Origin of the sequence: Blastopirellula marina DSM 3645 (assembly GCF_000153105.1) — a bacterium.
Lineage (GTDB): Bacteria > Planctomycetota > Planctomycetia > Pirellulales > Pirellulaceae > Blastopirellula > Blastopirellula marina.
Genome location: NZ_CH672376.1, coordinates 354,558 through 374,499, shown reverse-complemented (window position 1 = coordinate 374,499; position 19,942 = coordinate 354,558). Strand labels below are relative to the sequence as shown.

The following is a 19,942-nucleotide window of genomic DNA, read 5'->3' as shown; positions in this document are numbered from 1 at the left end:
TCAACGAAAACGCTGAATAAATTTCCAGCCTGCGCCAGCGAGAGTCATCGTATTGCCAGCAAACTTCTGCAAGGCGAGACCTTTGGGCAATTGCGATTCGCAATAGGCGACGCGGAAAAATCCGCCGACCCCTGCTGTCGCAAATATTCCGAACAGCCCTGTGAATAGGCTATTGGGACGATGATCCGCTTCCGAAAGGGTGACCATGCCTGCAAAAGAAATGGTTCCGCCCACGAATGCCGCCAAAATGAAATAGAGCGATTTGCCACGCCGGCGACGCCACGACTGAGCAGCTTCGATGCACTTCGCGCAGACCGAATAGGAAACGTTCATCGAAACGGGGCTCTCCGCTTCCAGTAACCGAAGTCGATGGAAATGATTATTCTGTCGGATTCCCAGATCGTCGACGATATCAGCGGCGCAGTACAAACAGACATCGGGCAACGACAGCGGAGAATCACCGACGATATTCCCCACACGCAAAGAAAACTCTTCGTTCCATACGACTTCCGCTTCGAGGATCGGTTCCCCCTCAAAGATCTCATCGACACCCGGCGAAGCATACGGGTTTTCAGGCGGTTGGTTCACTTGATGTTCCCGAGGTAACAATCGTCGATCATTCTTGAAATCGTTCGACAAATTTTCTGCCTGCGCCAGAGAGCATCATTGTATATCCAACGGCCCTGGCCAAGGCAAGTCGATTTGGCGCCTTCGCTTCGCAATAGGCGACACCATAAATTCCGCCGACGTCAACAATAAAGATAAAGATAAAGACGAAGGCGAATATTAAAGCCGCGCGGTCGAGACCAGCGGGCGAATAGAAAACCGCGAACAGCAGACCAAGGGACACCGGTCCAGCGATCAAAAGACATACGAGGACACAAAGGGCGATTCCACGTCGACGCTGCCAAATCTCTGCTTTCTCCCCACATTCTGGACAAATCGAATAAGAGACGGATAGCGGTCCCTCTTGTTCATTCTTTCGCAATGTTGGACGCTCAAAACTGTCGATCATCCGTTCGCCCAAGTTTTCTTTGATATTGGCCGCGCAGTGCAAGCAAACCATCGGCAATGCCAGCGGCGAGTCTCCGACAATCTTTCCCATTTCAATCGTAAACCGGGCGTTATGCGCAGACTCTGCGTCGGGAGCATACTCAAAGGTTTGATCGACGCCAGGTGAAGCGAACGGATTTTCTGGCGGCTCGGTCATTCTTCCTCCGCCAACCGCCGAAAATAGTTCTCGGCGAAATTCCGGTTCAGCGATGTAAGCCGATAAACCCCGCGGCCGACACTGGTCGGATACCAATGGAAGACTGCGAACAGCCGGAGCACGATATTCGCAAGCACCAGAAATCCGGTGGCGATCGCGACCACGATTCCTAGCGACGCGAGCAGTCTGGCGAAATCATTACTCCAGTCTCCCAGGATCAAACGGACGAGAATCACCGCATACCCGGCGATCAAGAACCCCGCGATCGTCAGCGAACCGTTCACTAGCAACGAAGCGCGTTGCCAGGGCCGGCGCCAAAGGCAATTTTGGCAAAGCGAGTAGTCGACCAGCAGCCGTCCCCAATAGAACGACTGCTGAAAGTCTTGGTCGCCTGGCGCGCCGCAGGCATAGCAAAACCCGCGCACGTCCAACGGCGTCGCGCCTTCGATTTGCAGCGGCGTATCACGATCTGCTTGAGCGGCCCGCGGCGAAGCGAACGGGTTTTGATCGGCATCCGTTTTCATACCGCTGATTCTACCCGCATCGACGCCGATTGACCGCTATTTGGTCTTCACCCAGATATTGCGATAGCGGACCGGGTTGCCGTGATTCTGCAGATAGACTGGCCCCGGCTCGGGTCCCGCTTGCACCGGAGCGGCTCGGGTGTTTTTGTCGGCCGGCAGCTCAACCTTGTCATGAATCAGCACGCCGTTGTGCTTGACCGTGACTCGCGGCGGGGTTTTGACTTTCCCGTCTTCATATTTCGCCGCAGTGAAGTCAATGTCATACGTCTGCCAGCGCAGCGGCGGATAGCACATGTTGACGTCAGGCTTCTTCAGCGTGTAGAGACCGCCGCACTCGTTGTCCTCGCCTGACAGACCAAACGAATCGAGCATCTGCACTTCATAGCGTCCTTGCAGATATAAGCCGCTGTTGCCGCGTGCCTGGCCGCTATCTTCCGGCATGAACGGCAACAAGAATTCGATATGAATCGAGTGGTCATCAAACAGCTGCTTGCTGGTCGCGCCTTGCTCCATCAGACCATCTTCGGTCATCTTGGCGTTCATCCACGCGTCGAGATTCGAGCCGTCAAACAACACGACGGCGCCGGCTGGCGGTTTGGCGCCGATCGTCTCGCTTTCGCGGAAGACCTTGGACAACTCCATCACCAGCTGATTGTCGCCGCCGTAGACGTACATGATTCCGTCCTTGATCTCCGCACGAACCTCCCCACCATCCTCGGTCGTATGGCGGAAGACGATCATCTCCCCTTCCCGCTCTCCATCGGCCTCCAGCTTCTTCTCGTCTGGTTTCAGCCCATCGCCTGGCAATCCGCCTGGCATTCCAACGGCGTGAAACTTGCCTTTCCCTTTGGCGATCACCTGCGCGGCGATTTTCACCTTGTCAGGTCCCAAGACTCCCTGGTACTCGCCCTGGACGTCGTAATCTGCGCCCGCTTCTTTGGGATCGGTAAACGTCGGATCAGCCAGCAGGACAGAGCCGCAACCAAGCAGCAGAAGAGATAAAACAAGCCGAAAGGAGAATAAGCAAGGCATGGCACGGAGGCTCCGAGCGCGGGGAAATGGAGAAAAATGGCGAGAAGTCCCTTTATTCTCGTTTACCAACCAGGGGGATGCAAGCTTCCGGCGCCGCTGGCTCGACCTAACGGAAAGGAAAGGTAGAATACGGGAAGGTCCAAGGGGCGCCGCCGCTCCATTGCTCGCCGATTCACTTAGGATGCGATTCATGCCGCTCGTTCGTAGCTATCCCTGGTTCTTGATGCTCGGTCTTGCACTGTTGACCGGCTGTGACAATGTCGGAATTCGCAATCCGTTCGCCAAACCGGCGCCGGCCAAAAAGATGGCCGCTCCGACGGCTCCGCCGAAAGCGACCACTCCGCCCAAGGACCCCGAAGTGACGGCGCGTAAGAATCGTGAAGCGGAAGCGCGCGGCACGATGATCCGCACCACATCGTTACGCGGCGGCAAAACGGCCGGCGGCGGAACCATGGAAGAACGACTCGACGTGCGTGACGCCGTCTCGCGAATCGGCGCCGACCTGAAAAACACGATCGAATATTCGCCGGCTCTCATCGTCTGGATGGTCGATACGACGCAATCGGCCTCGGCGCTCAAGCGGGGCTTTCAAGACGCGGCGCCCAAAATGTATGACGACTTGGCCGGCGCGCTGGCGGGCAAATCGGCGGATCAGTTGACCTCGGCAGTGGTCGCAGTCGGCGGAGCGTCTCCGCAATTTCTGATCGACCAACCGACCAGCGACCTCGCACTGGTTCGCGATCAAATCGGCAAACTGCCCAGTGATGACAGCGGCGCCGAGCCGATCTTCGCCGCAGTGAATCAAGCGCTCGACAAATACGGAAAGTTTCAAGCCCAAAATCGCGCCGTCGCCATCGTCATCGTCACCGACGAAGCCGGCGACGATCAAGACATGGTCGACGCGGTGATCGCCAAGGCGCGTCCGCTGGGAGTCAAGATTCACGCGATCGGCGTGCCGGCGCCCTTGGGACGCCTATCAGGGCTGATGCAGACCGCCGAAAGCCGCAAGGATGGCAAACCGGCGATCGTGCAAGGTCCCGAGACTCGTCGCCTGCAACGAATCAATCTCGACTTCACGTCGTCTGGCTTCGGCTCGCAAGAGATCGACAGCGGCTTCGGGCCGTTTGCGTTGAACTACCTGTGCCGCGCCACCGGCGGCGCCTATTTGATTGTTCGCTCCAGTGCACTTGGTTCGTGGCCCGGCAACGCCAGCGTCTACGGCGGCGAGTATCGTCGCAAATATCCGCCGCAATTCCTTTCGGCGGACGAGTACCAACAAAAACTGTCAAGCAACAAAGCGCTGGCCGCGCTTGACGCGGTTTCGTATTTGCCGCCGGGGGGCGCAATCACCGCGCCGTCGACCAACTTCCGCACCGGAGACGAAGCGGCGCTGAAGCGCAGTCTTGACGCGGCGCAGCGACTTCCGGCCCGCTTGGCGCCGCCGCTAGAAGCGATCTACAACCGGCTGAGCGACGCCGAATCGGATCGCGACCAGATCACCGATCCCCGCTGGCAAGCCAGCTATGACCTGGCGCTCGGCAGAGCCGCCGCCGCGTTGGCCCGCACCAACGGCTACAACCAGATGTTGGCGTTGCTGAAATCGGGCCGCAAGTTTGACGATGCGAGCCATGACACGTGGATCTTGCAGCCGGCCGATTCGCTCAGCGAAGCAGGCAGCCGACTCGAAAAGGTCCGCAAGCAAGCCGTCGAAGCGCTGCAACGCGTGATCAACGAGCACCCCGATACTCCCTGGGCCGAGTTGGCCAGACGCGAACTCGAAACGCCAATCGGCTGGCGATGGACCGAAGCGTAAACTAGCCCACGCTTTCCTCCTCTGAACAAAATGACATCGCCGTGCGCGTGCTCCTCTTTCCCGTCGGCAGCTACGGCGACGTGCATCCATTTATTGCAATCGCCGGCGAGCTCATGCGCCGGGGACATGACGTTCGTCTGCATACCAGCGAACACTTTCGCGACTTGGCCGAAAAAGCGGCCGTCGACTTCCAGGCGGTCGATACGATCGAGGAATACCAGCGGATCATCAAGGACCCGAACATCTTTCATCCGCTGCGCGGTTTCGGCACGATTGCTCGCAACTTGATCTTGCCTTGGCAGCGCCGGCATTACGAAACCATTTCCCAGGCCGTCGCTACCGGTGACAAGGATCTCGTGCTGGTCGGAACGGCGCTGTCGCAAGGGTTGCAGATGGCCCATGAAAAACTGGGGCTGCCGCTGGTCACGATTCATTTGCAGCCATCGGTCATGTGGAGCGACATCCGCCCCCCACGATTAGTGCGGCACATGCCTGCCAGATCGGGATTGCCCCGGTGGTGGAACGCCTGGATCTATGGCCTGGCCCAAAGCATTGTGGTCGACCCCGCGCTGAAAAGCTCGACCAATGCATTCCGCCGCGAGCTCGGTTTGCCGCCGATCGCTCGAGCGACGCACCTCTTTCATTCGCCCCAAAAAGTGATCGGCATGTTCCCTCAGTGGTACGCGCCGCCGCAAGTCGATTGGCCCGCGAATACGGTGCTGACCGACTTTCCGCTGTGGGACGAAGCGGAATTGGGAGACTTGGGGGAAGAAGTCCAAACGTTTCTCGACGCCGGCGATCCGCCGATCGTCTTTACTCCCGGTTCGGCGATGCTCAATGGGCAATCATTCTTCGCCGAAGCGACCGCCGCTTGCCAATTGCTGGGCCGCCGCGGGATTCTGTTAACACGCTTTCCCGAGCAACTTCCGCCGCAGTTGCCCAGCAGCGTGCGTCACTTTTCGTACGTTCCCCTATCGCAACTGCTTCCTCACTGCGCGGCGCTGGTCTATCACGGCGGAATCGGCACTCTCTCGCAAGCCATCGCGGCCGGCGTTCCGCATTTGATTATGCCGCTCAGTCACGATCAGCCCGACAATGCTGAGCGGATCGAGCGACTCGGTCTGGGGAGCACGCTCTATCCGAATCACTTTCGGGCTAGAAAAATTGCGAAAAAGCTGCAATATCTGTTGCAATCGAACGAAATGGCCGCCGCCTGCCGCGAGACTTCGGCTCGCCTGGCGAATCCCCAGGGAGTCGCCCGCACGGCCGACGAAATCGAGCGTATGTTGACTTGCGACTCCCCCGCCGAATAACCGGCCTGACCGTTAAATAAGCGGAGTCGCCGGCGAAAAAAAATCGCCGGACCTGTAAGCAGCAGGACCCGGCGACGAAGAAAGATTTCACAGCGAAGAAGATTTTGTCGGTTGTCGAAATGTCCTGCAAGCCTCTGGGATCAGGAGACGACCATTTCCGACAAACCTTCATGCGACGCCAACTTGATTTACATCCAACGGATCGTTGGGGGGCGATCAAGCCGGCAAGGTTCACTACTGATTTGGGGAAGAATGCTGATGCAATGCTGGAAACTCATCCAAGCAACATTGTTCGTGATCTTTATCGTTTTGCCGCCGTTGGCGCTGCATGCGGACGATGTCGACAATCAAGATTTGCCGCTCGCGGAAACCATTCATCGTTACGATGTCGAGATTCATATCCAACCCGACGCGTCGTTGCGCGTTGTCGAAACGATCGAAGTCACCGCGCTTGGCGATAAGATCCGCCGAGGCGTCTACCGTGATTTCCCGGTCATCAGCTATCCCCTGCTGGGGCTGCGACTGCTCCATGACTTTGACGTCGTACGCGCCACGCGCGACGGTAAACCAGAACATTTCCGGGTGGAAGAACCGGATGACAACCGCCCCCACGATGCGCGCATCTATCTCGGCCAAGCGAACAAGCCGCTCACCAAGGGAACCTATACCTACACGCTCGAATACGTCACGACCGATTGGGTTTACGACGGCGAAGCAGAGGACGAACTGTATTGGAACGTCACCGGAAACTTCTGGGATTTTCCGATAGAGCGCTCGAGCGTCACAATTCATTTGCCCCGTGATTTCAAGGCCGACGAAATCACCGTCGCCGCTTGGACCGGCGCCGAAGGAGAGAAACAACAAGCCTGGCGACAATTGGACGCGCCGGCTGGTCAGGTGAAGCTGGAAACGACGGCTCCCTTGGACGCCAAGGAAAGTTGGACCGCGTCGGTAATATTTCCAGCCGGCGCCATCAACTTTCCTGCGTCGAGCGAACTGTCGAACCAATTGCTGCAAGACAATCCCGACGTCCTGCTGACGCTGCTAACGTTGTTCTGCGCCCTGGGCGCCTATACGGCAGGCTGGATCATGGTCGGCAAAGACCCAGCGCCGGGTGCAATCTTGGTGCAGGACGAACCTCCGGCGAACATCTCTCCCGCCGCAGCACGCTATATTGCGCGGATGGGATTCGACAGCGAGTCTCTTGCCGCAGCGCTGGTCTACGCCGCAGCGCGCGGAGTCGTCTCGTTGTCTTGCAGCGAGTCAGGCGACTATACCTTGCGCAAGATCGACGAAGGGCGATTCTCGGAACTGCCTCCCGATGTCGAGGCGCTGCTGCGCGGGCTCTTGGACGATCGCAAACAGATCACCTTCACCAAAACGCAGCACCAAGTGATCGGGGCCGCGGTTTCCAAGTTCAAATCGGCCCTGGCCGAAAATTATCGCGGCACGTACTTCCGGGTGAACGGCTGGTGGACCTTCTGGGGCATTTCGATTTCGATCGCCGGCATGATCATGGCGATCCTGTCGTCCCCCAACTATCCGCTGGGGCTGTTCTTTACGGCCTGGCTTTCGTTCTGGACGATCGGCGTCTTCTTCCTGGGAACGATGGTCTGGACCACATGGAGCTTGGTCTTGTTTGGTCCTGGCGGTACAGTGCAGCGCGGCTTAGCGTTGGGCGGAGCGATCTTCATCACGGCGTTCGCGACTCCGTTCTTTATCGCTGAATTTGTCGTGCTCGGAATCTTCGCTTATTACATAAGCATTTACATTCCATTAGGCGTGGTCCTGCTTGTCATCATGGCCTGGCGATTTTATCACTGGATGAAACGTCCCACCCCCGAAGGACGCCAAATGCTCGATCAACTGGATGGTTATCGGCAATGGCTCGAAGGAGAGTTCGTCCGCCAAGTGCAGTACGCCGCTTCGCCAGAAGAAGGCGCGACGCTGTACGACGATCGGCTCCCTTGGGCGATGGCGTTGGACATGAAAGATGGCTGGTACGAGCAACTCGGGCGAAAGGTGTTGGACGCGAGCCGATTCAATTCCAACCTGAATCGTAGCCCGGCGCATTCGTCGTCGCCGTTTGGCATGAGCAACACAGGCCGCATGCTAACTGGCGCAGCGCTGGCCGGCGCAATCGGCGGAGCCGTCTCATCCTCGTCGGTCAGTCCCAGCAAAGGGGGAAGCAGCGGCGGAGGAGGTTCCTCAGGCGGCGGCGGTGGAGGCGGAGGCGGCGGCGGCTGGTAATTTTGGTAGGCTAACGGCCACGACATTTTGGGTTGCTGTCAACGATTGCGCCACTTCAACACGAACTCTTCTCCAGGAATTACTTCCGTGCCCGCGATCTCTCTGCAAAAAACGATTGCTTCGGCCAACGGGCTGGATGCGACGCGCCTGGCTTACGATCAAATGACGGCGAGGAAGTCTCCTCTCGATGCTGCCGTCGCGGGAGTCACGCTGCTGGAAGATGATCCCGACGAATTGACCGTCGGCTACGGCGGGCTGCCTGACGCCAGCGGCGAAGTGACGCTAGACGCGGCGGTGATGGACGGCCCGCAACATCGCGGCGGTTCGGTCATCGGTTTGAAAGGAGTGCGGCACGCCGCCCAAGTCGCGCGATTGGTGATGCAACAGACGCGTCGCGCAATGCTTTGCGGCGACGGAGCGCTGGAGTTCGCCCGAGCCAACGGCTTTGTCGAGGAGAACCTGCTAACCGAGAAGGCGCGCCAGATCTGGCTCTATTGGAAACGGCTGGAATGTCGCGGCAAAGATTGGCTCCCCCCGCAGCCCGGCGAGTTTGACGCCGAAACCATCGCCGAGTTCGAACGCTACTATCCGGTCACCGGTGAGAAAGCGTCCGGCGGTACGGTTCATCTTGCCGCGCGCGACGCCGGCAGCGATATGGCCTGTGCGACGACGACCAGCGGTCATTGCTTCAAAATGCCGGGGCGCGTCGGCGACTCACCGATCTTTGGCGCCGGGCTTTATGTCGACAACGAAATGGGAACCTGCGGCAGTGTGGGTCATGGCGAAGCGAACCTGCTGAATTGCTCAAGCTTTCAGGCCGTGTATCAAATGGGACGCGGAGCCAGCCCGGTCGATGCGGGACTCGAAACGCTGGCGATGGTCGCCAAACATGCCGCCGCGCAGGAACGGGACGACGCCGGTAAGATCGCCTTCAATTTGCAGTTGTTCCTGCTGCACAAAGATGGTCGCCATGCCGGGGTCGCGATCCGCGGCGCCAAACAAATCGCCGTGACCGACGGAGACGGCACGCGTTTGGAAGCGTGCGTTAATCTTTGACTACGTTGCTTACGCTGCTACGCCGCGTCGCTTCAATTTCTTTAAGCGGCGTCGCTCGGCTTTGGAGAGCAAGTGATCCGGCTTCGCTTCCAGCATCGCGATCTCGTCATCATTGCTGTTGTCGTCACTCCCACCGCCGAGCGTCAGCGGCTCCATTTTTAACGTTTCCGCTGGAGCCGCCGTCTCGGCCTGTTGTTGCTTTAACATCGCGCGGCGAGCGCTGGAAGCTAACGGCGATGCGGCCTGCTTTTTCTCGACCGGCTGCTCTGCTTCCGACTTCGCTTTTCCACCAAAGCCAAACCAACCCCGCTTCTTTTCGTCGGCAGCGGGCTCCTCTTTAACAGGGGCTTTTTCCGCCGGCTTGGGCGTCGACTTGGCGACCGGTTTGACCGGTTTCTGCTTTTCGGCCGCTACGTCGTCGGCAGCTTCCTTTTTCGCTCCAAAGCCAAACCAGCCCCGTTTCGGCGACTCGGCTTCGTTGGTCTCGACCACTTTCTTGGCGACCGATGGTTTGGGCGTCGCCGGCTTGGCGACTTCTTTCACGCCTTGGGTGGGCGTCTCCGCTTCGGCTTGGCGTTTGCCGCCGAAGCCGAACCAACCTCGTTTCTTTTCTGCCGGCGCTTCTTCTTCGCTCTCCTTGGCGGCTGTCTTGGCGGCGGGTTTCGCGGTTCGCTTCGGTGCAGGCGTTTTCTCCGTTTCTTCTTCGGATGCCGGCTTCGACTTCTTTGCGCCCCACGAGAACCAACCTGATTCGGAGTCGGCCTCGGCCGCAGTCTCCTGCTCCTCCGCTCCCTCTTTCTTCACGATCGTCGGGCGGCGACGTGCGGTCTTGGCCGGCGCCTTCTCGACCGCTTCTGTCGTTTCGGCGACGGCGCGGACGGCAATCATGCCGATCGCATCCATCCAGACAAAACGAGCGTACTGCATCAGCATCATCGACATCAGCCACATGCCGCTTAGGTAAAGGACGCAGGTCGACAGCGCGGCGTCGATCTGTTGCGGCCATAAGATCAAGTTCGCTTGCGCGGCGACAAATGTCCCCAAGGTCGCGATCGAAAGCAAAGCGACCGCCATCGCGCCGCGGCTGGCGCGAATTTCCCACACGATCCGGGCAAAAGCTAAGCCGTAGAACGTCGTCGCGACCAGCAGCGCCCAACCATGCTCGAGTTCAGCAAATTGACGCCCGCTGGCTTGCTCGATCAACTGCCCCAGCGGATTGCGAAAGTCGACCAACAGATCGATTCCCGCAATTCCCAACACGGCGACCGCCCACAACCAAACATGATAGCGGCCCCGATAGTCGTCCAAGCGGTGACGGCGAATGCGATAAATTACCAGTGCTGTTTGCGTTGCGGTCCAAAACGCGACCACCGCCAACCATCCGCCCAAACTATTGACGGTGGTTAAATCGGCGAACGACGCCTTTGCGCTGGCGTAGTAGTGCAACGCCGCCAACAGACCGATCAACACGACGCCCAGCAGATAGTAGGCGCCGACCGAGCTCCAATGGAGCGGAATCAGATCCACAATGCGAACGCGCCGCTCCAACAGGGCCTGCGATGAGTATCGTCGAGCCCGTTTTCCGTTGGTTGCGTCTTCACCGCTGGCGTCGGCATCGCGACCAGCCGCGTTACGATCATCGAGAATGGCGCGTCGACGACGATCGTCGCGCGTTGCGTTCCGCCTGAATTCCATCTTCCCTGACGCTGTGCTAGCAAATGTGAAACGACGAATCCTTTCGCCGCTAGGAGAGGCCTGATACCTATAGGAGTTCGGCAGTCCGACCGAGCCTTCTAAAGTCAGGCTCGGCTGGAATTTTTTCTTGCGCAACCGCGCAACTCTCCCACGATTGCTAGCGGATCGCTACCCGATTGGTCAGCAAACCGAGTCCTTCGATCTCGACTTCGACCTGATCGCCTGGCTGCAGAAAGACCTGCGGATCCCGCGCCACGCCGACTCCATGCGGAGTGCCGGTAAAAATCAGGTCGCCTGGCTGCAACATCACCACGTTCGACAGGTACGAAATCAGAAAGTCGATTTTGAAAATCAGCTGGCTCGTCGACGATTCTTGCATCGTCTCGCCGTTCAAACGGCAGCGAATCGCCAGGTTATTGGGGTCGGCAATTTCATCCGGCGTGTACAATACCGGCCCCAGCGGAGCGAATGTATCAAACGTCTTTCCCAACAGCCATTGCTTGCCCGGCTTTCCTTTTTGCCAGTCGCGAGCGGAGATATCGTTGCCGCAGCAATAGCCGCCGACATGGCTCATCGCTTCTCCCTGCGGAATATGCTTGCCGGCGGTCCCAATCGCGACGACCAGTTCCGCTTCGTAGTCGACCTGGCTGCTTTCGGGGGGGAGATGGATTTCGTCATGGTCGGCGATCAAAGCCGACGGAAATTTGTTGAAAATAACCGGCTCATCCCCGACGGTGGCGCCGGTCTCTTTGGCGTGATCGGCGTAGTTAAGACCGACGCAAATCACTTTTTGGGGATTGATGATCGGGGTCAAAATCCGCGATCCCGCCGGGATCGGATCGCCATGCTCGCGCGCAGCGAGAACCTTCTCGCGAGCGACGTCACCCAGCGCTAGCAGCGACTTCATGTCAGTCGGCAGCGTGTGATCGGTATGGTGAAGATCAATAAAATCGTCGCCGCGGGCAACCGCCGCACGGGGACCTGCTTCGCTTTGATAAGTGACCAAACGCATGAGTATCGCCTCCCGGGGAATCGTTAACATCACTACAACCGGCGATGCTTACGGTATCGCATCATACTGCTGGGGGCAACGAGCCAGTCTCTTCTGGTTACTGGTTTGACCTTAGACCATTCGCGACCTAGGTTTTCTCCAAAGTGTTATAAATCCGCCGAGAGCCTGCTTTCTTGTCTCGGCCTCCTGTTTCGCCCGCCTGACGCCTGCACCTTATGGACACCGATTCATCCGCCGATTTCGGCGTTGATCCTGGAGAGTCGACCGATCATCGCTTCGGAGCGCTGCAGCAATTGCTGCTGCGCACCGAAGAAATCGATGACGAAGCGCTGGTCGCGGCGGCTTTGGAGCAGCAAAACCAACTCGTTCAGGTACGCTTGGGGGTCGCCAGCAGTCTGTTTACGGCGCTCAAAGCGAAACATCCTCCGACTGCCGCGCATTCGCTGCGCGTTGCGACCAGCATCTCGACCTGGGCGGCGGTGCGTGGAAACTCCCACTCGGAACGAGACGAACTGGAAGTCGCCGCGCTGCTGCATGACGTCGGCAAGCTCGCGGTGCCGGACTACCTGCTCGCGAAACCAGGCAAACTAAACGACGAAGAACTGGCGCTGATGGACGAACATCACGCGGCCGGCGTTGAAATCATCGAACATTGCTGCTCGGACGCCGGCATCATGGCCGTGATCCGGCATGCAGGCGCCTGGTTCGACGGCAGTAAGCGCGCATTCCCACTTTGCGGCGACGATATCCCGCGCGGCGCACGCATGCTGGCGATTGTCGATGCGTTCGATGCCATGATCACCGATCAAGTCTATCGTCGAGCACGCAGCAAAGATCGCGCTTTGGCCGAGTTGTTCGCTTACGCCGGATCGCAGTTCGATCCTGAGTTAGTGAGCGACTTTTGTACGTTCCAGATGCGGTTCTCCAACAAACTGCAGCACGACGTCGCCCAACAATGGCTGCGCGATTTGTCGCCGGCTCAGTCGAATTCGCACTGGGATCACATGATCCCCCAGCGAACCGAACGCCCCAATCAATTGCTGAGCCTGTTTCATGAGAACCTGTTTCGCAACGTTCACGACGGGCTGATCTACGTCGGGGCCGATCTGAAGATATTGCGTTGGAATCATGCGACGGAAACGTTGACCGGGTTGTCGGCCGAATCGGTTTTGAATCGCAATTGGTCGCCAAAGCTCGTCGGCATGGGAGACGCATCGGGACGCTTCTTGCCAGAACGAGAAGATCCGCTCGCGGCGTCAATCCAAAGCGGGCTGCAATCCGTGTTGCGACTGACGATCCGTGACGCACAAGGAGAGTATTCGGCGATCACCGCGCACATCTCGCCGGTCATCACCGAAGACGGAATTGGACGCGGCGCCACGTTACAGCTTTGCGACGCCAGCGGCATTCAGCGTCTGGAAGAACAGCTTCGTTCATTGCACGTCAAAGCGACGCGTGATCCGCTGACCAGTCTGGCGAATCGTTCCGAATTGGATCGAGCTTTGAACGAAATGGTCCGCAAGCATAGCGGGACGACCCGACCTTGCAGCCTGATCATCTGCGATCTCGATTTCTTCAAGCGAATCAACGACAACTATGGTCACCAGGCTGGCGACGACGCGCTGGTCAGTTTCGCGTCGCATTTGAAGCGTCATGCGTTGCCTGGCGATATCGCCGCTCGCTATGGCGGCGAAGAATTCGTGCTGGTCTGCGGCCATTGCGATATGAAAACGGCCGCACAACGCGCCGAAGCGATCCGCCAAGAAGTCGCAGCGACCGCGCAGCCTTCGCTGGGGGGCAAGAACCTGAAAGCCAGCTTCGGCGTCACCGAGTTGCAAGCCGGCGACACGCCGGAGTCAATGCTCAATCGCGCCGATCGCGCCCTGCTGCAGGCGAAAGAGTTGGGACGCAACATGGTGATCCAGCTAGGCTCGGGCCGCGATGACCCCGAAAAACGAGAGCGGCGAAATTGGTGGTCGGCGCTGTTCGCACATCGCTCGCCTGACGCGCTGGTCGAGCGTACCATGACGACGCGAGCGCCCCTGAAAATGGTCTGGGAAAAACTCCGCGGCTTTTTGACCGACCATGTCGCGGAAGTCATCGATACCAGTGAACAGCAATTGACGCTGGCTTTTGACGGCGACACCTTTGGCATCACACGGCGGAATTCTGATCGCGGAGCCGCACTGGTCATGTCGATTCGTCCCCGCGAACAGCAGGACGAGCGCGGCATGACCAGCACGGTGATCGAAGTCTCGGTGGCGCCGCGCCGCAGTCGTGATCGCCGCCGCAGCGATGCGTTGCAACGTGCTCGTCAGTTGATGGCTAGCTTGCAATCTTATCTGATGGTGCACGATTTTAGCGAAGGAGTCGTCGGCGTCGAAAAAGAAGCGCCGACTCTTTGGGATCGCGTAACGGCGAAATTTAAACGACCGCCGACGGACAATCGGCGGTAAATCGCGAAAGGGACAGAGCGTACGATGATCCGAATCGGAGCACAGGTCAGCGGCTGCGAGCAGACGCTCTTCAGCCAACTGCAACGAGAGCACGCGGGCGCGGCGCAAATGGAACTGCGCTATGAGATCGATTCATCCGACGCTGATTATTGCGATGACGCGAGCGCTTTGTTTGCCCAAGCTGATTTCCCGGATCGCGTGCGGGTGATTACCGGCGCTCTAGCACAGGTCGATTTCGCGACTTCGGTAACCGCTCAGGCCCAATTAACGATCGATCTGATTCGAACCCAACTAAACCAAATTCGGTCCGATTCGCTCTCGATCGTCGATCCCACTTGCCGGCCAGACCAGATCACCGTCAAACGCGCGAAAATTGACCAGGCGCTTCGCGAAATCTATCGTCTCGCCATAGAAGAATTCCATCATCGTCCGCTGCTCGACGGATCATGCGACTTTCGCGTCAGCGGCCAAAACAGATCGCAGGTCCGCGAAGTAACCGTAGACCGAATATCGGGCCCCACGCGACTCTCCGCCGCGAAACCGGCGACCTTGATCTATCATGGGAAGCACGGCCAACTGACGACCGACGCCGACTTTACACTGACCGGCCCCTTTGGCGGCGACCTGATTTCTCTCACGCAAAATCAATCGCTTGCAGCGGCCGCCGAGCAAATCAACGCATCCACGGCTCTGACCGGCGTTCGCAGCGCCGCCGAAGGCGATCAACTTTCGCTCGAAAGCGTCTTCCCCGGCGCCGAAGCGACCCTCTCGGTCAATGTTCACTTTGGCCAGTTTGACGCCACCGACGGCGCCGGAAAGCGAGACGCGAGCGGCGACGACGGCCTGTTCGCGGCGCGACCTTCTATCGTAGGACGAGTGATCGCGCCTGCTGCTGCCGCCGGGTCGGAAGTGACGGCCGAAATCAATGGGCAATTGCTTACCGGCGAGCGGATCGTCGTCAACGAAGAAGCGGCTCAATTTGCGATTGAATTTGCGGCCGGGTTCACCGGCGATTTCGACCCCATCACGCTGAGTGACGAGGGAGTCTGGCAGTTTCGTCTGTCGACGGCAATGGGTGATGTGACCACGCTCGCTCTGCCGAATCTGACGCCGGAGTCGCTGGGCGGCGAAAGCGGAAACCTGGCCGACTTGCAATCGGCGGCAAGCGCTGCGGAGCTGTTCGGCCCGCACGACTCGCTCGCGCTCCGTATCCTTAAGGAAGCGTTCTCCCAACTCAATCAAGCGGAACAGCGGCTCGACGACTTCGCCGACGGCACGATCGCGACCAGCGCCGCGTTGTTGGCCGGTCTGAAAGCGTCGCTGGAGGATTCTGGCGAGGAAGCGGCGCAGGAGGATGCGCCCCCCAATCCCCAGTCGCACGCAACGCAGCGACAACTCGCGCAAAACATTCTCGCTTCCTTGGCGACTATCGGGCGACAACGAACAAGCGTCGTACGCTTTCTGCAAATTATTGAAGAAGTCGAGTAGCGAAGTTCGCCGTTTCCGCTTTTCGCTCGATTCACGTTTTCGTGCTTCGGTCAGAAAACGGAGCGAAATTGCTGCAACCAGCGGCTTCGCCTTCAAAATGTCCGGGGGAAATCTCGCGTCCCAGGGATCACACGCTCAATCACGACACCGCTCGGTATGATCGCGGAGACCACCATGAGGAAATGCACTGAGAATATCCGCAGATCAGGGCCGAGATCGTTGCGACCTTCGCCCAAGAGCGGCGAAGCCGCGTAGAGATCGACCTTATTTTGAATCGTATCGAGAAGCAATTCCGCGTTTGGGTCCTACTATTCTACTTCAAGTGATCCCCGGCCGAAAACCTTTATCTAATACTCGTCCGCTTCCATCAGCTCTTCGTTCAGCGCCAACCATTGCTCTTCCAGTTGCTCAAGCTCCTGCGTTATGGCGAGCAACTGTTCATGCGTCTTTTGCGCTTCTTTGGCGTCGGTCAGCTTCATCAACTGGGCGTTGATCGCCTTTTTCTCATCGTCCATCTTCGCGATCTTGACTTCGATCTTTTGCAGGTCTTTTCGCATCGTCCGTAACTGCTTATTGCGGTCACGGCGATCGCTGCGATCTCCGCCGACGCTGTGATGATCGCCGCCGCCCGGCGATTTGCCTCCTTTGGCAGCGCCCCCTTCTTCGTCAATCTCTTGGTTCAAGCGATAGACGTAGTGGTCGTAGTCGTCGGGAAAATGAATCACCTGGCCATCGCGAACTTCCACAATATTGGTCGCGACGCTCTTCATGAAGTAGCGATCATGGCTGGTGAAAATGATCGTGCCGTTATACGACTCCAGCGCGCGGACCAGCGACTCGACCGTTTCGACATCCAAATGGTTGCCAGGTTCGTCGAGGATCAGCACGTTGTGCTTGCCCAACAGCAGACCCGCCAAGCATAGTCGGGCTCGCTCACCACCGCTGAGGACCTTGACCTTCTTTTTGACATCCTCGCCGCGGAACAGAAAGCTGCCGGCGACATTCAGCACTTGTTGCGTGCTGACGTCTGGATCGGCGGCGCTGCGCAGATAGTCTTCGACCGTATCATTCTGGGGCAGCGTCGTATAAACGTGTTGGGCGTAGACGCCGACATCGGCGTGATGTCCCCACTTCACATCTCCATCCAGCGGCTCGATCGATCCAACCAACGTTCGCAGCAGCGTCGTCTTTCCTTGACCATTGTCGCCGACCACGCCGATTCGTGAGCCGTGCTCGATATCCAAGGTCACTTGATCGGCGATCTTTTTGTCGGGGTAGCCGATCACCATGTTATCGCAGCGCACGACCGTTCCGCGGCGCCGTTCGACGATCGGCACTCGGACATAAGCCAACGCGTCCGATTCTTCGATCTCGACCAATTGCAGGCGATCCAACTGCTTTGCTTTGCTGCGGGCCTGACTCGCGGTGCTGGCCGCGGCTCGGTTTTTGTCGATAAACCGCTGCAACTGCTTTTGCTTCGCTTTAACCGAAGCGTTGACGCGCTGATCGTGCTCTTTGCGTTCTTCCTGCACGATGAGATAGGCGTCGACGTCGCCGGGGAACATCTGCAGCTTGCCGCGCGCCAATTCCAGCGTGTGCGTGCAAGTCTGCTTCAAAAAGGCTCGGTCGTGCGAAACGACCATGACGCCGCCGCGGAAATCGAGCAAGAACCGCTCGAGCAACATTTGCGTCCGCAAGTCAAGAAAGTTGGTCGGTTCGTCGAGCAGCAGATAGTTGGGGTCGTGCAGAAGCAGCGCGGTAAGCTTGACGCGGGTCTGCCAGCCGCCGGAAAGCTGCCGCACCGGAGACTCCAGCATCGCTCCTTTAATCTCGAATTGACCGGCGACTTCGCCGCATTTCCAATCAGGCTGGCCGCTGTCGCGCATCAGAAAGCCGACGACGGTTTCCCCTTCTTCAAACGGATCGTGCTGCCGCAAATAGCCGAGCCGGAGCTTGGGGTGAAGAATCACATCTCCTTTTTCCAGTTCCTCATCTCCCAGGATCGCGCGACACAAAGTGGACTTGCCGGCGCCGTTGCGACCGATCATCCCCACCTTTTGCCCCTCGATCAGCGAAGCGCTCGCCCCATCAAGCAATACTTTATGGCCAAATCGTTTGACGACGTTTTGTATCTGGATCAGCGGAGTCACGGAGCTACGGTCTCTAAAGAAAAATGAAAGAATGCTAACCAATTCTTCATCAAGTCGAACCTACCCAAAATAACGGAACAGCCGTATTCTAACGTTGACGCCCATCTGACGGCGGCAAGCTCTTACGAGAACATGGCGGTGGGCGATCGGCTCACTCGTCGGGCGGCACGCACAAAAGCGAACATGAATTCTCAGCCCGGAGGCGCTATTTTCACCGAAACTCGCCGAGCGTCCAGAGCGCCCTACAACGAAGGGGTGCTGGAGCCAGCGAGTTTGGCCGAATTGCGCCGACGACATCCCAATTTTAGCGGCGACTGGTCTCACTTGGCCCGGCTCGAGGCCGAACTCGCCCTCGAATCAGGCTCGGCAGAGCGATTTGCGCGCTGGAATCGCTGGAGATTAGAGCAGCCGGCCGTCGACAATCCTCGCTTCGAGCCGGTCCATCTAGAAGGAGCTTCCTACCGTCGCGCCGATTTTAGGGGGGCGAATCTTGACGGGGCCTTCTTTTGCCAGGCTCAATTGCCCGGCTGCGATTTGCGGGAAGTTAGTGGAAAACAGGCAAATTTTCAGGACGTGAACTTTGCCCGGGCCGATCTCTCCCGCTCGGATTTTACCGGCGCCCAACTCGCGGAAGCCGATCTTTCTGGCGTGACCGCGGTCGCCGCCCAGTGGAAACTGGCCAATTTCTCCGGCGCTCAACTCGCGGAAGCCGACTGCCGTCATTGCGATCTTCAAGGGGCGCAACTGGCCAAAGCGCGCATGCCGCGAATCAATCTGACCGACGCCGACTGTAGCGGCGCTCAGCTTCGACTGGCCGATCTCAATGAAGGAACCCTCGAACAAACCAACTTTGCAGGCGCCGACCTGGACGAAGCGAATCTGCACTACGCCAACGGCCACAACGCGAATTTCGCCGGCGCCAAGCTGGATAACGCCGATCTGACCGGTTCCTCCTGTCTGGGAGCTAATTTTACGCGAGCCAGCTTTCATGGCGCGATCCTGCGGCAAGCCAACCTAGGCAGATGCCAATTGACGGCGGTCCAAGGCCTGCTGCTGGACGAAACTTTTCTGGCCGGCGACGAGTTCACTTCCCAGGCGCAAGATCCCTGGAACACGCTGCTGCAGACCTATACCTGGCGGCGATTGCCAATCATGGCGGCCTGGATGCTCCTGTTTTTCGCGCCGTTTTTGCTTCGTCCTTCGATCCCGACGCCGCGAGAAATGATCGAACCAACGCCGGACGCCAGCTTTTTGCAACTGCAGGAAGCGGCGAAGAAGCTGCCGCTCCAATCGCCCGAGTTTGAGCGATTCGCCGTCGATCGCTACTATGCTCTACTGCCGCGGATCGCATCGGCCGAGAATTGGCCCATGCAGTTTTGGCTGGTCCTGGGGGGCGCCGAAGGATTGATCTTTTGGCTGGGGACCATCCTCATCGTCGCCGCGATCTGGCAACGCGGAATCCTCAACGTCTACGTCGCTCGACTACGGCAAAAAGCGAAGATGTTTCGCCGAACTCCTTCTCTAGCCGAGTATTGCGGTCAGTTTCACGGCCCTGCCGAAGAAGACCAAGGAGGCGCGGCCGCGGCCATTTATCACTGGCTCGCAGGACATTTGACCGAGCGAGTCCGGATGACCGGCGGCGACATCGTCCGATTTCGCCCGTTGCGACTTTTCGCGCTGCCGAGTTGGATCCACCAGATCTTGTCGCGCTGGAAGAAACTCTGGAACAAAATGCTTCCTGACTGGGTCAAAACGCCCCCACCGGCATCCCTGGCCGAAGTCTTTGGCGTCTATCGGATGCATCGCGTCAATCGAATGTTGATCTGGGCCAGTTTCACGCTGGTCGCATTCGTCTGGCTCCGCTTGGCCGCGATGGCCTATCTCGGGATGTAGCGAATCCAACTGACAGGGGCTGAAAAAGTCGCCATAAGAAGAAGGCGCCA

The 19,942-nt window shown here is 58.5% G+C and carries 14 protein-coding genes; 7 read left to right on the top strand and 7 right to left on the bottom strand.

From position 1 onward, the window contains the following. The 4 genes from DSM3645_RS03195 to DSM3645_RS03180 all read right to left on the bottom strand — a co-directional run bounded on the left by DSM3645_RS03195 (position 1) and on the right by DSM3645_RS03180 (position 2,766). On the bottom strand, positions 1-588 hold the full coding sequence (locus tag DSM3645_RS03195; protein ID WP_002650580.1) for a hypothetical protein: 588 nt from the start codon (positions 586-588) through the stop codon (positions 1-3). A gap of 28 nt (positions 589-616) precedes the next feature. Beyond that, complete coding sequence (locus DSM3645_RS03190) at positions 617-1,105, bottom strand: hypothetical protein (protein WP_131282164.1); 489 nt, start codon at positions 1,103-1,105, stop codon at positions 617-619. A gap of 101 nt (positions 1,106-1,206) precedes the next feature. Continuing rightward, positions 1,207-1,734: a hypothetical protein gene (locus tag DSM3645_RS03185; protein ID WP_002650578.1), complete on the bottom strand. Its 528-nt coding sequence runs from the start codon at positions 1,732-1,734 to the stop codon at positions 1,207-1,209. A gap of 36 nt (positions 1,735-1,770) precedes the next feature. Further along, a complete protein-coding gene (locus DSM3645_RS03180) occupies positions 1,771-2,766 on the bottom strand; it encodes a 3-keto-disaccharide hydrolase (RefSeq protein WP_002650577.1) in 996 nt (331 codons plus the stop codon). Positions 2,767-2,956: 190 nt separating this feature from the next. Between DSM3645_RS03180 and DSM3645_RS03175 the strand changes: the two genes are divergently transcribed. From DSM3645_RS03175 to DSM3645_RS03160, 4 genes are all read left to right on the top strand, one after another. Further along, positions 2,957-4,579 (top strand): vWA domain-containing protein, encoded by a 1,623-nt coding sequence (locus tag DSM3645_RS03175; RefSeq protein WP_002650576.1) that lies wholly within the window; start codon positions 2,957-2,959, stop codon positions 4,577-4,579. Between the two features lie 41 nt (positions 4,580-4,620). After that, positions 4,621-5,892 (top strand): glycosyltransferase, encoded by a 1,272-nt coding sequence (locus DSM3645_RS03170; protein ID WP_002650575.1) that lies wholly within the window; start codon positions 4,621-4,623, stop codon positions 5,890-5,892. Between the two features lie 258 nt (positions 5,893-6,150). Continuing rightward, a complete protein-coding gene (locus tag DSM3645_RS03165; protein WP_161603277.1) occupies positions 6,151-8,142 on the top strand; it encodes a DUF2207 domain-containing protein in 1,992 nt (663 codons plus the stop codon). A gap of 87 nt (positions 8,143-8,229) precedes the next feature. Beyond that, entirely contained in the window at positions 8,230-9,198 is a 969-nt protein-coding gene (locus DSM3645_RS03160) for a N(4)-(beta-N-acetylglucosaminyl)-L-asparaginase (RefSeq protein WP_002650573.1), read from the top strand. A gap of 9 nt (positions 9,199-9,207) precedes the next feature. Here the strand turns inward: DSM3645_RS03160 and DSM3645_RS03155 are convergent, their stop codons facing one another. Further along, entirely contained in the window at positions 9,208-10,893 is a 1,686-nt protein-coding gene (locus DSM3645_RS03155) for a hypothetical protein (protein WP_002650572.1), read from the bottom strand. Positions 10,894-11,050: 157 nt separating this feature from the next. Beyond that, positions 11,051-11,905: a fumarylacetoacetate hydrolase family protein gene (locus DSM3645_RS03150; RefSeq protein WP_002650571.1), complete on the bottom strand. Its 855-nt coding sequence runs from the start codon at positions 11,903-11,905 to the stop codon at positions 11,051-11,053. Positions 11,906-12,120: 215 nt separating this feature from the next. Between DSM3645_RS03150 and DSM3645_RS03145 the strand changes: the two genes are divergently transcribed. Beyond that, the gene (locus tag DSM3645_RS03145; RefSeq protein ID WP_002650570.1) at positions 12,121-14,361 is read left to right on the top strand and encodes a bifunctional diguanylate cyclase/phosphohydrolase; all 2,241 of its coding nucleotides are present in this window, start codon (positions 12,121-12,123) and stop codon (positions 14,359-14,361) included. A gap of 24 nt (positions 14,362-14,385) precedes the next feature. Continuing rightward, positions 14,386-15,849, top strand: coding sequence for a hypothetical protein (locus DSM3645_RS03140; protein ID WP_002650569.1), 1,464 nt, complete (start codon positions 14,386-14,388; stop codon positions 15,847-15,849). Between the two features lie 347 nt (positions 15,850-16,196). Here the strand turns inward: DSM3645_RS03140 and DSM3645_RS03130 are convergent, their stop codons facing one another. Continuing rightward, positions 16,197-17,999, bottom strand: a complete 1,803-nt coding sequence (locus DSM3645_RS03130; RefSeq protein WP_002650567.1) for an ABC-F family ATP-binding cassette domain-containing protein — start codon at positions 17,997-17,999, stop codon at positions 16,197-16,199. A gap of 183 nt (positions 18,000-18,182) precedes the next feature. Between DSM3645_RS03130 and DSM3645_RS27600 the strand changes: the two genes are divergently transcribed. Continuing rightward, positions 18,183-19,892: a pentapeptide repeat-containing protein gene (locus tag DSM3645_RS27600; RefSeq protein WP_161603276.1), complete on the top strand. Its 1,710-nt coding sequence runs from the start codon at positions 18,183-18,185 to the stop codon at positions 19,890-19,892. The last annotated feature ends 50 nt before the right edge of the window (positions 19,893-19,942 follow it).

Coding starts and splice junctions, on each gene's coding strand:
- DSM3645_RS03190 (WP_131282164.1), bottom strand. CDS start 1,105: ATGGGAAAGATTGTCGGAGACTCGCCGCTGGCATTGCCGATGGTTTGC.
- DSM3645_RS03185 (WP_002650578.1), bottom strand. CDS start 1,734: ATGAAAACGGATGCCGATCAAAACCCGTTCGCTTCGCCGCGGGCCGCT.
- DSM3645_RS03180 (WP_002650577.1), bottom strand. CDS start 2,766: ATGCCTTGCTTATTCTCCTTTCGGCTTGTTTTATCTCTTCTGCTGCTT.
- DSM3645_RS03175 (WP_002650576.1), top strand. CDS start 2,957: ATGCCGCTCGTTCGTAGCTATCCCTGGTTCTTGATGCTCGGTCTTGCA.
- DSM3645_RS03165 (WP_161603277.1), top strand. CDS start 6,151: ATGCAATGCTGGAAACTCATCCAAGCAACATTGTTCGTGATCTTTATC.
- DSM3645_RS03155 (WP_002650572.1), bottom strand. CDS start 10,893: ATGGAATTCAGGCGGAACGCAACGCGCGACGATCGTCGTCGACGCGCC.
- DSM3645_RS03150 (WP_002650571.1), bottom strand. CDS start 11,905: ATGCGTTTGGTCACTTATCAAAGCGAAGCAGGTCCCCGTGCGGCGGTT.
- DSM3645_RS03145 (WP_002650570.1), top strand. CDS start 12,121: ATGGACACCGATTCATCCGCCGATTTCGGCGTTGATCCTGGAGAGTCG.
- DSM3645_RS03140 (WP_002650569.1), top strand. CDS start 14,386: ATGATCCGAATCGGAGCACAGGTCAGCGGCTGCGAGCAGACGCTCTTC.
- DSM3645_RS27600 (WP_161603276.1), top strand. CDS start 18,183: ATGAATTCTCAGCCCGGAGGCGCTATTTTCACCGAAACTCGCCGAGCG.